Annotated in this window: 7 protein-coding genes; 3 read left to right on the plus strand and 4 right to left on the minus strand. The window is 44.0% G+C overall.

Going from position 1 to position 12,302, the window contains the following annotated elements; all coding sequences use genetic code 11:
• Window positions 1-19 precede the first annotated feature (19 nt).
• From IRJ16_RS09595 to IRJ16_RS09605, 3 genes are all read right to left on the minus strand, one after another.
• Complete coding sequence (locus tag IRJ16_RS09595; protein ID WP_194111327.1) at window positions 20-3,211, minus strand: DPP IV N-terminal domain-containing protein; 3,192 nt, start codon at window positions 3,209-3,211, stop codon at window positions 20-22.
• Between the two features lie 94 nt (window positions 3,212-3,305).
• Window positions 3,306-5,612 carry a penicillin-binding protein 1A gene (locus IRJ16_RS09600; RefSeq protein ID WP_194111328.1) on the minus strand — a complete coding sequence of 769 codons (2,307 nt, stop codon included), beginning with the start codon at window positions 5,610-5,612 and terminating at the stop codon, window positions 3,306-3,308.
• 312 nt (window positions 5,613-5,924) lie between these two features.
• A complete protein-coding gene (locus tag IRJ16_RS09605; RefSeq protein ID WP_194111329.1) occupies window positions 5,925-6,149 on the minus strand; it encodes a hypothetical protein in 225 nt (74 codons plus the stop codon).
• A gap of 1,083 nt (window positions 6,150-7,232) precedes the next feature.
• On the opposite strand from IRJ16_RS09605, the gene IRJ16_RS09610 reads away from it, so the two are divergent.
• From IRJ16_RS09610 to IRJ16_RS09620, 3 genes are read left to right on the plus strand one after another with little or no spacing between them, the layout of a single operon-like run.
• On the plus strand, window positions 7,233-7,760 hold the full coding sequence (locus IRJ16_RS09610; RefSeq protein WP_194111330.1) for a hypothetical protein: 528 nt from the start codon (window positions 7,233-7,235) through the stop codon (window positions 7,758-7,760).
• Between the two features lie 24 nt (window positions 7,761-7,784).
• Window positions 7,785-8,801, plus strand: coding sequence for a nucleoid-associated protein (locus IRJ16_RS09615; RefSeq protein ID WP_194111331.1), 1,017 nt, complete (start codon window positions 7,785-7,787; stop codon window positions 8,799-8,801).
• Window positions 8,794-10,029, plus strand: coding sequence for a hypothetical protein (locus IRJ16_RS09620; RefSeq protein WP_194111332.1), 1,236 nt, complete (start codon window positions 8,794-8,796; stop codon window positions 10,027-10,029). Before IRJ16_RS09615 ends, IRJ16_RS09620 begins: the two co-directional genes overlap by 8 nt.
• Before the next feature lie 180 nt (window positions 10,030-10,209).
• Here IRJ16_RS09620 and rpsA read toward each other — a convergent pair whose 3' ends face one another.
• Window positions 10,210-12,156, minus strand: a complete 1,947-nt coding sequence (rpsA, locus tag IRJ16_RS09625) for a 30S ribosomal protein S1 (protein ID WP_194111333.1) — start codon at window positions 12,154-12,156, stop codon at window positions 10,210-10,212.
• Between the last annotated feature and the right edge of the window lie 146 nt (window positions 12,157-12,302).

Genomic DNA, 12,302 nt, shown 5'->3' on the forward strand with positions numbered 1-12,302 from the left:
TAAAAATATTGATCTTAAATTACCAACCTGGTGTAAAACCTAACCCAAACACAGGCTTGCTCACGTCAGAACGGTTGATGGGCCAAGCCAGATACGGCTCCAACACAAAATAACCGAACATATTTACCCTTAATGAAACACCTGTACTCAACGCCGGCACACGGCTATAAACGTTGCGATATACCGGGTTACCGGCATTGTCTCTGATCGGGTTACCGGCACCATCTACATAAGGTGTACGGCTCAGTACCCGGGGGTTAATGGCAAAGTCTATCTGGTCGCCACCGTTCCAGGCTAAACCGGCATCAAAGAAAACGTTGAGCTCAGAGAATAGGAATTTAGAAGGCAGAACCGTCAGTTTTTCCGGGCCGGTAAATGGTAACCTTATCTCAAAGCTGGTCAAGGCCATACGGTTACCTGATAGCTGATCGATAGTGAAGTTATTGGTTGGCACGCCCGAGTTACTATTGGTGAACGTTTGCGACTCGTAACCACGGATAAGGAACGGATAACCTAAATATAGCGGGTAAAGGCTATTACCCGTGCCGCCAAATCTCCCGTAGCTATAAAACCTTGCGGCCAACGTTATCGGTTTAATGCGTTGGTATTTATTAAGGTCGATAGTCGGGGCAAAATAATTGAAGGTGCCAAAATTGAGCTCCCCGCCTATGCGATATCTAAAACCGTTAAGCGGTGCGGCAATGCCAAAGTAAGCATTATCACCTACAAACGCCGTGTTGACATTGAATACGCTAAATGGCTGAAGGCTTACACCACGGTTAGCCGGATCAGCCTCATACTCGGCACGCGGAATGTGACGGCGCTGAACATCAAAGGCACTGCCATTAAGATCGCGATAGGTGGTGAAGCGATCTACACGATAAGAATAATAAGCTGCACCGGCACCAAATTCTATCCGGTTGATCCTTGATAACGGGTACGAGGTGAAGCCACCCACCCTATCCTGAAAAATACGGATAATGTCGTAACGCTCCTCATAAATTGGCACGGTGGTACCGTTATATTGATAGGTGCTTGGCACAAAACTATAGCTACCGTACTGGAATGGAATGTGGGATACGCTACCCCCAAAGTTCCACCTGCCGGCCTGGTTAATGTAGGTGAACATGCCACCAAAATCGTAGATCTCGCCATTAACGGCTAAGCCCGCATAGATCTGGTTGCGGCCCAAAATATCGCTGAACACACCTTGTACACCACTGGCCAACCCTGTACCAAAATTACTTACGCCAACACCTACGCCATTGCTGGCTAAATAATCCAGTTTAAACTGGGGGCGGTATTTGATCTGTTTGATAGAATCAGCCGGAAGGCGCGGATAGGCCAAAAACGCATTTAAGTTAGAGTTGATCTGATCCACCCCTACCGCTTTAAATGGCGGCAACATGGCAGCATCAAAATTAACCTCCTGTGCGCCAACAACGGTCGGTTTAAAGTCGCCGTCCTTAGCGGTATATATCGTATGTTTCTGACCTTTATAGTAAGAATAAACGATATCGTTATTTGCCGACACACTCAGCGCGGGAGAGAATTCCGTAATACCGCTAATACCCGTGAACAGTTTGGTCATCTGCTCTACCTTGCCATCGGCAAAAGTGTAGCGATAAATATTGCGGAATCCATCGCGGTTACTCAGGAAATAAACCTGCTTGCCATCTGAAGAGTAGACCGGGTTAAGGTTATTAGCACCCGTGAACACCGGGATATCGGTGATCTGTTTGGTCTCTACATCCACCTCGGCCAGGTTAAAGCTGATATCCTGCGATCGTACTTTATCATATGTTGCCCTATCGGTGCTGTAGATGATCTTTTTACCATCGCGCGACCAGTTAGGCTGATAATCCGAGAATTTATCGTTGGTCAGCTGGGTAACTTCCTTGGTTTTAAAGCTGTAAGAATATAGATCCCCCTGACCTTCAACCAGCGCCTGGAAAGCAACGTTCTCACCATCCGGGGACCAGGTGATGTTACTGAACTGCTCGGCCTTGCCCATGGATATCTCACCCAAAACCTTTCCGCTTGGTATACTCACTACGATCAGCTTATTACGACCTTTGCTAAATACACTGAACGCGAATTTTTTACCGTCGGCCGACCAACCGCCCGCCGATTCGATAAAGTTGAATTCATCGATGTGGGTATTGTTGATCTTACTGGTGAGCCGGTTCAATATCTTCCCCGTTTGGGCATCGGCCAAAAACAGGTCGATGGTAAATAGTTCCTTGGATGACAAAAACGTCATGTATTTACCATCCGGGCTTACCGAAGGGGCTACGGTGTAATCTCCCCCGGTCTTTGAATCGATAAGCTTACGGCCTGTAGGCGCTTGCGCGGTGTCGGCGTCGTATTGTTTGTAAGCGTTGGTGATGGAGTTCTTCCACAAGGCTGATAGTGTCCGTTCATCATATCCGAAAGTGCGACGAATACCGTATTCCAGACCAAAGCGAGCGGTATTTTTAAAGAAAGGCACAATGACCGAATCGCCATAGGTAGACCCTAAGAATGACCAGAAAGCCTCGCCATAACGGTAAGGAAAATACTTGCCTGATGTGGTGAGATCTTTAATACTTGGGATATCCTTGGTTTGATACGCATCCCGCATCCACATGGCCGTGTAGGCATCTTTTTTACCGATGGACAGATACTCGGCCATACCCTCTACCATCCATAATGGGATATTTCCAATGTTATCCAGACTGGTGGTGTCGTTCCCCATCAAAATATGATACTGAAAGGCGTGCACCAACTCGTGGCCTAATACGTGGCGGGTGGTTTGATTGGTCTCCATGATCGGCATCACCACACGGTTCTTTAACCCTTCGGTAACACCGCCGGTACCTACGCTTATCTCGCCATCAATGGCGGTGGTCTGCTGAAAATCGGGGTGATTGGCGTAAAGGATGACCGGATTTGCCTTACGGAAAGTATCGCGGAACACCTGCTGATGCAGGGTGTACCAAAGCTCGCTCTCCTGCGCAAAACGCTTCAGCAAACTATCGTTCTTCATGTAGTAATAGATCTCGAAATGGGGCGTTTTGTACACCTTAAAATCGAGCCTTTTATAACGGACCTTATTTTGCCCGAAGTACTGCGCGCTTGCCGGTTGACTAACGAACATGGCCGCCACTACGCACACGGCCGCTATAATGTAAGTTCTTAAACGCCTTAACAAATGGTAATTGTTATCCATAGACTGGGTATTGCGGTGTTATAACGCATAAATGTAATCTTATTGCACGATGTAAAAAAACCGTGGCAAAAATTTTAACAATTTACTATCTCCCTTATGGAATATTTACCGGCCCGGTAGGCTCTAAGGTCGGCGTCATAGTGGTATCGATCGGTGCCCAACTGGTATCTACCTCGCCAGTATCGATATGCAGACGCGGAGACGGACAGTCGTACTTTTTATTGATCTTTACCCATGGCTTAGGGAATTGCCCGTAAGTATAGCCCGACTTAGGGTCGTTGTAAACCTTGGTCATAAAACTGCCAAAGATCGGCAAGGCCGTGTGCGAGCCTTCTCCGCTTTCGCTGGTGGTGAAGTGGACACTGCGGTCATCATCACCTACCCAAATACCTGTCACAAGATCTTTGGTGATGCCCATATACCAGCCGTCCACATAGTCGGACGAGGTGCCTGTTTTGCCGCCGATCTGGTTGTTTTTTTTCCAAAGGTCGTTATATTCCCATAAGGCTTGCGAGGTACCGCCCGGTTCTTCCATACCACCGCGGAACATGTATAGCATCAGCCATGCCGTTTCCGGGCTGATCACTTGCTCCTCTTTTAGGGTGAATTCTGCAACGATCTTGCCTCTATTATCGGTGATCTTGGTCACCAGCAGGGGATCTACCTTTTTGCCTTTATTAAGGAACGTGCTATAAGCCCTCACCATCTCGTAAACGGATACATCATTTGATCCCAACGATACCGAAGGTATCGCCTTCAGCGGACTTTCGATGCCAGCTTTGTGCGCATACTCTACTACCTTATCCCAGCCAACCTTTTCGGTTACCTGAGCTGTAATAGAGTTCACCGAACGCCCCATGGCCCAACGTAACGACATATCCATGTAGGTAAAATTCCAGTCGGCATTGTTAGGCGACCAGGTCTCTTTTTTACCCTCGTAGGTGTAGTTTATGGATACCGGCTTATCGGTGAATTTATCGCACGGGCTATAGCCGTTATCCAAAGCCGTCAGATAAGCAAATGGTTTAAATGTTGATCCCGCCTGGCGTTTAGATTGGTTAACGTGATCGTACTTAAAGTATTTATAGTCGATACCGCCTATCCAAACTTTGATCTTACCTGTCGACGGCTCCATGGTCATCATACCGGTATTAAGCAATTTAGTATAGTACTTGATCGAATCTACGCTGCTCATCGTGGTGTCGCGCTCACCTTTCCAAGTGAAAACGGTCATCTTTTTTTTGGTGTTGAAGTAATTTTGGATCTGCACGGTATCCCCGTTATACTTCTTCTTCAACAGGGCATAGATTGGCAGGCGTTGCTCGGCCTTCAACAGGAAATCTTTGATCTCGACACCCTTGCTATCGCGCCATGGGTTTTTATCGCCCCAAATGTTATAGAAACGGCGTTGCAGCATGCGCATCTTTTCGGCTACGGCTTCTTCGGCGTATTGTTGCAGTTTGCTATCGATGGTGGTGTAGATCTTCAGGCCATCCTCATACAGGTCGTAATCATTCTCTTTACACCATTTTTTTAGCCATTTTTCAACGGCTTGACGTAGGTACGAGTCGCCGGTTGAGTTTTGATCTACGTAGCTTAGATCCAGACCCAGGGGTTTGGCGATATTGGCATCAGCTTCGGGCTTTTTAAGGAACTCGTATTTTTCCATCTGGCGCAATACTACGTTACGGCGCTCCAGGGCTTTTTCGGGATTATTGATGGGATTATACGTCGACGTGGCTTTGAGCATGCCGATCAGCATGGCAGCTTCGGCGGGGTTCACCTCGTTGGGGTTTTTGTGGAAGTATTTTAGGGAGGCTGTTTTGATACCGAAAGAGTTGTTACCGAAAGGCACGGTATTAAAGTATAGCTCCAGGATCTTCTTTTTATCGTAAACGTGCTCTATCTTATAAGCCGTCAGCCATTCTTTGATCTTGAACACCACCGTGCGGAAGAACGGCACATGCTTGATCAAGCCCTGCGATTTACGCTTGCGTGTGCTGAAAAGGTTTTTGGCCAACTGCTGGGTAATGGTACTTGCTCCGCGACGATCGCCCTTAGCGGTCGACCATAGTCCGGTGGTCACCGAGTACATATCCACGCCGCCGTGCTTGTAAAACCGAACGTCTTCGGTAGCTACGAGGGCGTTAATGAGATTGGGCGAGATGCTATCGATAGATACTGGCGAACGGTTTTCGCGGTAGTATTTGCCGATCAGTTTGCCGTCGGCAAAGTAAACTTCGGATGATACGGATAGTATGGGGTTGCGGATGTCGTCCATCTCGGGGGTGTAGCCGAACAACCATAGAAAGTTGAGTTCGATGGCGCAAAAAAACAGGATGACGAAATAAACAAGTATGGCTAACCACCGCAGCGGCCTGATCTTTATCTCTTTAAACATTGGTAAATATTAGAATAATGCCCACACACCCCACGCTCGACAACAAAGTTAACAAACGTAATAATTAAAGGTTAAGTGTGCTTAGGCATTGGCAATTTATTTTTGCCCTTTTTTACCAATGGCCGGCGCCCGGCGCGGGTGTATATGGAGGGTGTATACGGCAGGTGTGTACAAGTGTATACGCCTAAAATAAACAGCTGATATACTAACGATTAACAAGAAAAGCAAGGTATATGCCGTGCATGCATATACACCCATATACACCTGCTGAACTATTGATATGCCGCTGCTTGCGACCCGGTGTGTGATAATTTAATATGCCGGCGTATTATTCCTGAAAGGCACCTGCGGGTAAACGGGCTTAAATTTACCCAGCCGGATAATGCGGCGTTTTACGGTATTGACGCGCCTTTTCTCGCCCTCGCGACTGCGCCACGAATCGAAACTGCCGCCGGTGGCCAAAAAGCCCAACAACCCGAAACCCAGGATAACCACCATCACAAAGATGTGGAAGAATTGGTCTGCTATTTCTCTCATAGTATCTTGCTATTTACTTATATGAGTAATGCAAGCACTATACCGAACGTCTACCCAATAGTAGTTTAACAACCACCGGTTGATGTTTTATTGATCTATGATTAAAACAAACAGCGATTTCAACGACAATATTTTCTCCAATACGAGTATTCAATAACTTTAACGAAACTAACGCAACAAATTGTAGCGCAAGTGTGGAGTTTCTCCACAGTTTTTTGGGGAAGGGCTGTGACGGAAGAAATGCGAATCCCTCCCTGGGGAGGGGCGGGCAAGGTATGAGCGGTAGCAGGGAGGGTTTTGCGACGAGGCATGGCTGACCAACCCCTCCCTGCCATTTCAACACGATCCATCCGCACCCCTCCCCGAGGAGGGAATTGGGAGAATAGACACACATCGTCACCATGAGCGCAGCGTGGTGATCCTCGGTAAGCATAGCCATCACGCTTCTACGCTTGAGCGGGGTCAGGGGTGTGTCATTCGGCAGGCAGAGCAACGATAAAAGGTCAGTGTAGCACATCAACGTCAGTCTGCTCATGGCCGCAGGGGCCTAGATACTTTGGCAGTCGCCCCAAAGTATCCAAAGGTCAAGACAGCGCTAATGCTTCTCCACACAGGGCCTTTCCCCTGCAGGCGGCCAATTGCCCGTCCCGCATATACCAAATGCATTGGCCGCCTCACCTGAAGCCGGAGCGCTGTCGGGGAAAAAGAAAAGCAGAGCCATCACGCTTCCCCGCTTGAGTGGGGTCAGGGGTGTGTCCTTGAGTAGGCAGGGTCGAATCCCCAATTACCCCCTTGGGGAGGGGCGGGCAAGGCATGAGCGGTAGCAGGGAGGGGTTCGCGACGATGCAAAGCTGATCAAAGACCCATGTCAGTCTGAGCCTGTCGAAGACCTGTGCGGTCAGTCATTACCGGCAAATGGTTCGACAAGCCCACCATGACACGCTATTTTTTACGCTTATTGCCGGCGCACGCCTGCGCGGATAGGCGAAGAAACTTAAAAACAGGTGTTTATACGGGTTGTATATGTTGTAATTAAATCCAACCTTACGTTAATTATCAGCACGTCTCATTTAAACCTCAACGATGGCCTTAACTTATTTATCACTTGACGATGTCACTCGTGAATACATGCTAAAGGAATTTCAGTCCGATTTGGATTGCGACAATTGCTATTTGAGCAAACGTTTTAATGATTTTGGCAATACACACTTTATTGAAATAATGCCTCAGCATATCGCCACGGGTGATGATGCTAGTTTGACTGAGGCTTTAAAGTCAAATAATTGTTTTAAATCTCACGAAGAACGAAACAAAAATGGTACAATTTCTATGGTTAAAGTTCCAGTAACTGCAGCGGAAACATTTGCAGAAGGAGAATTTAATCGCTTTTACATAAGAGCGATATGTTTAAGAGCACTAACAGAGAACAGAGCTATTGAAGTATATAGGGCTCGCGCATCGTCGAGCCCAAGACCAGAATCAGAAGCTTTGATTGGCAATACATTTGACCCAAAAACACTGCTACAAGATTTAAGAGATAACAAAGGGGTAGATACCTCATTTGGATTGCCGGCTGGACCTAATAGCGGATTGAGTATCAAAATAATATAAAACCATATAATTAAATTTGCGTCTATGCAAGTAAATCGCCTTATCATACATGAACTGGAAAAAGCCGCTAATTCGGTAGACCTCGAATATAAATCCTCAGATACTTTAACAACAGTTGATGACGGATTAACTAACTTGGTTACAGAACTCCATATTGCTTTCGAAAAATCCCTCACTAAGTACTCAAAATTTGACAAGTCTAAAACTACTAACGCGGTATATTCTAACATCAATCAATATTTAGACAACAGCGACGATTCTACATTTATTCATTTTAGTAAAGCGAGTTTAAATGAACTAGCAGACAGTATAAAACGTGAGCCTTTCGCTACTGGTGGATATTATGTATTTATCGACTATCAAGTAAACAGTTACAAGTTTATTTCCATAATAATAGTACGTAACAAAGAAGCATTTAATATTAAATGGACTGTTAATGGCTTTTCAATTGGAGCTACAGAAAATATCAATATTGACAAAATCGCAATGGGATTTCGCCTAAACTGTAATCTCTACACAGCCGTTGACGAGGAGCGCAATTACTTAGGCTTAGTAAGCAATCAAGGTGATAAATTATCTAAATATTTTGTAAAATGGGTAAATGCTGACAAGGTCACTAACAATCAGATTAATACAAAATTTCTTGTTACCGCGATTAAAGATATTGGGCCTCCTGATGATACCATAGATAAAGATGATTTCGAACGCTCGGTTTTCGAATGGATCAATTTTTACACCAAGCAAAATGACAAGAAAATAGATATCGACAAGCTTAGTGATTATTTATATGAAGACCCGCTTAAAATACGTAATCATGCTAGTGAAAAATTAAAAAAGGAAATTGACCCTACTTTCAAACCCAACAATCAGGAATTAAATCGCTTGATTAAATTGAGAGCTACTACCAAAGGTATCACTGTCGTAATAGATACAGATAAGTTTGATGATGATGAAGTTCAGATTACCCAAGGCATGTTAATTATAAAAAACCGACAAATCGTAAGCAGCATTCAAGAGCAAAGACAATCGCGCAATGCATAATGAAAATGAGCTTCCTGATTTAATTAAGGTTTGGGATTTAATTCAGGCTTCACATCTGTCAGACATTTCAATCCAGCAGGAAATTGTCGAATTTAAGTTTAGCGACGACACCAGCCTACAAACTATAATTGACGCCTTTGATTCAACGGCTACTATTGTTGATCAAGGCAGTACATTTTTTTCAATAAATAGAATAGATAACGCAAAAGGAATAATCTTCTTTAAGAATGAAAAGAACTTATTTACTTTTTTGAACACCAATGATGCGTTTATCGCTACTCATAACTTCTTTGTATTAAACTACAAAAATCATTATCTCCATTACGATCACTTTACAGAAAAACTCACATCTAATCTTCCATCTGAATTTATATCTGACGTATTAAACCATCATATATCATACACAAAGTTACTTAAGCTCTTTAAAGCCAATATACCACGATTGGTCGAATTAGATCGCTTTAGTGGCAACCAAAATGAATTGGTTATTTTATCAAAAGGAAACGAAAATTTTATAACTGGAATTAGATATAGTGAAATTGATGAGTCAATATTTTCATCTGCTTATTTAAGAATACCTCTTGAGGAACTCCAATTAAAATTAATCAACGATGAATGGATATCTTCGTTCAAAAACTTTCTTTGTGAGTATATGGAAGCTCAAAATGAAGTGCAACGAAACTTTGCAACACTATATAAAAATCTCACCTACATTTTAAATCAAACAAATAAAAACTATCATATTTTCATTTCCAGATTCTCGTTTGATAAAATCAGGAAGCAATTTAAGGCAGAAAAAAGTAGCTACTTCGAAAATCTGAGCAACGCTCAGGATAAAATATCGGCGCAAATCATCTCTATACCGATTTCCCTCGGAGCCTCAATTTTTTCCTTCTATCAATTGTCATCAAACTACAAAACTATTCTCCTGATTTACGCTGCAATTGGTATATACAGCTTCTTTATCATACTCGTAGTATCAACTTATTTAAAGGACATTAATAAGCTGGCAACAGACGTAAATCAAGAGCGGAAAAATCTAGAAACATATTATCCTGATATGATTGGAGATTTTTCGAATGATTTCGATTTTATGAAATCTAAGCGCCGGCAAATACGATTTATTGGATGGGCCATTATAGTAGCCCTGATAATTACGTTGGTAATGATTTCGTATTACGTTATTACTTTCAAAGTTGACGAAAAGGACTTAACAAAATTTCTATAAATCCCTAACCCCGATTGCAGCATATACCGTTCTTGGGCGCAATGCCAGAAGGCATATGAGCGTAAAGCGGGGCTACCTCCCGCCACAAAACACAGAACCCTCCGTTTCCAAAAACCCACCCCACAAAAAAAACGGCCTCCCCAATGGGGAGGCCGTTTTAATATTAAACCTTAAGGAATATTATTCCTCAGTTTTTGGAGCTTTTTTGGCTTTGCTTTCAGCACCTTCCATTTGCTCTTTCAGTTGTGCAAGTACGCTCAGGTCGCCCAGGGTTGATTTCTCAACTGAGTCCTTCACTTTCTTCACCGCGCTGGTAGTAGCTTTCGCTTCTTTTTTACGGTTCTCAAAGTCGGCAACACGTGCTTCGCTGCGCTGCTCTTCCCAGATGCGAGAGTGAGAGATAACGATACGTTTGTTCTCTTTGTTAAACTCGATCACCTTGAATTCAGCAGTTTCTTCAGCTTTAACTGAAGCACCACCTTCTTTCACTAAGTGTTTGGTCGGCGCAAAGCCTTCAACACCGTAAGGTAAAGCTACGATAGCACCTTTGTCGGTCACTTTCAACACAGTACCTTCGTGGATCGAGTCAACGTTAAAGATGGTCTCGAAAGTATCCCAAGGGTTTTCTTCCAGTTGTTTGTGGCCTAAGCTCAGTTTGCGGTTATCAACGTCAAGCTCTAAAACTACCACGTCCAGTTTCTCGCCCACTTTAGTGAACTCGTTAGGGTGGTTAACTTTTTTGCTCCAAGACAGGTCGCTGATGTGGATCAGACCGTCGATACCGTCCTCTAACTCAACAAACACACCAAAGTTGGTCATGTTTTTCACAGTAGCAACGTGCTTAGTGCCAACCGCGTAACGGTCGCCGGCTTGTTGCCAAGGATCTGGAGTTAATTGTTTGATGCCAAGGCTCATTTTGCGCTCGTCGCGATCAAGTGTTAACACTTGTGCTTCAACCTCGTCGCTAACTTTCAAGAACTCTTGTGGGTTGCGCAGGTTTTGTGACCACGACATTTCTGAAACGTGGATCAAACCTTCAACACCAGGGATGATCTCTAAGAAAGCGCCGTAATCAGCAACAGTAACGATCTTACCTTTAACCTTAGATCCAACCTGGATATCTTCGGTAAGGCTTTGCCAAGGATGCGGAGTTAATTGTTTTAAGCCCAGGGCGATACGTTTTTTCTCGTCATCAAAGTCAAGAACCACCACGTTGATCTTCTGATCAAGTGCCAATACTTCACGCGGATGCTCGATACGGCCCCAAGAGATATCAGTGATGTGCAGTAAACCGTCAACGCCACCAAGATCAATGAATACACCAAAGTCGGTAATGTTTTTAACGGTACCTTCCAATACCTGACCTTTTTCAAGTTTGGCCACGATCTCGGTTTTTTGGTTCTCCAGATCGTCCTCGATCAGCACTTTGTGCGATACTACAACGTTCTTAAATTCGTGGTTGATCTTAACAACCTTGAATTCCATAGTTTTACCAACGTACACATCGTAATCACGGATAGGTTTGATATCGATCTGTGAACCCGGTAAAAAGGCTTCAACGCCCATAATATCAACAATAAGACCACCTTTGGTACGGCTTTTTACAAAACCGGTGATGATCTCGTCATTATCAAGAGCCGAATTAATACGCTCCCAAGATTTTTGAGTTTTAGCACGCTTGCGAGATAATACTAACTGACCGTTAGCATCTTCTTGCGACTCAACAAATACGTCGACAGTGTCACCGATCTTCAGATCAGGTGTGTCGCGGAACTCAGACAGAGATACCATACCATCAGATTTGAAACCGATGTTCAATACCACGTCTTTGTTGTTGATGTTAACCACGATACCTTCAATGATCTCGCCTTGATTGATCGAGCTGAAAGTAACGTCGTACATTGCTTCTAACTTAGCACGGTCAGCATCGCTGTAGTTGCCAAAGCCTTTTTCGTCAGCATCCCAATCAAAATCCTCGTTTGAGGTTGTGATGTTAGCTTTGATGTCCTCGATCGACAATGAATCAGCTTCTGATTCGATCGCGTCCTCTTGAGCAGTAGCTGTAACTGTTTCCAGATCAGCCTCTTTTGCTTTTAATTCGTTTTCTACTTCTTGTTTTTTTGCCATTAAATAATTTGTCTCCTTTTCCCAACTCAATTGGGACTGCAAAGGTAGAAATTTATTTTTTACAGATAAAAACTTTTTTGATGTTAATTATTGATTTTTAGACGGTTTTAATGTTGATGGTGAAAGATTTACGGTTTATTAACGGC

Origin of the sequence: Mucilaginibacter myungsuensis (genome assembly GCF_015222005.1) — a bacterium.
Taxonomy (GTDB): domain Bacteria; phylum Bacteroidota; class Bacteroidia; order Sphingobacteriales; family Sphingobacteriaceae; genus Mucilaginibacter; species Mucilaginibacter myungsuensis.

What these genes read in the sequence shown, in the direction of transcription:
- IRJ16_RS09595 (WP_194111327.1), bottom strand. Translation starts at nt 3,211, where the DNA reads ATGGATAACAATTACCATTTGTTAAGGCGTTTAAGAACTTACATTATA.
- IRJ16_RS09600 (WP_194111328.1), bottom strand. Translation starts at nt 5,612, where the DNA reads ATGTTTAAAGAGATAAAGATCAGGCCGCTGCGGTGGTTAGCCATACTT.
- IRJ16_RS09605 (WP_194111329.1), bottom strand. Translation starts at nt 6,149, where the DNA reads ATGAGAGAAATAGCAGACCAATTCTTCCACATCTTTGTGATGGTGGTT.
- IRJ16_RS09610 (WP_194111330.1), top strand. Translation starts at nt 7,233, where the DNA reads ATGGCCTTAACTTATTTATCACTTGACGATGTCACTCGTGAATACATG.
- IRJ16_RS09615 (WP_194111331.1), top strand. Translation starts at nt 7,785, where the DNA reads ATGCAAGTAAATCGCCTTATCATACATGAACTGGAAAAAGCCGCTAAT.
- IRJ16_RS09620 (WP_194111332.1), top strand. Translation starts at nt 8,794, where the DNA reads ATGCATAATGAAAATGAGCTTCCTGATTTAATTAAGGTTTGGGATTTA.
- rpsA (WP_194111333.1), bottom strand. Translation starts at nt 12,156, where the DNA reads ATGGCAAAAAAACAAGAAGTAGAAAACGAATTAAAAGCAAAAGAGGCT.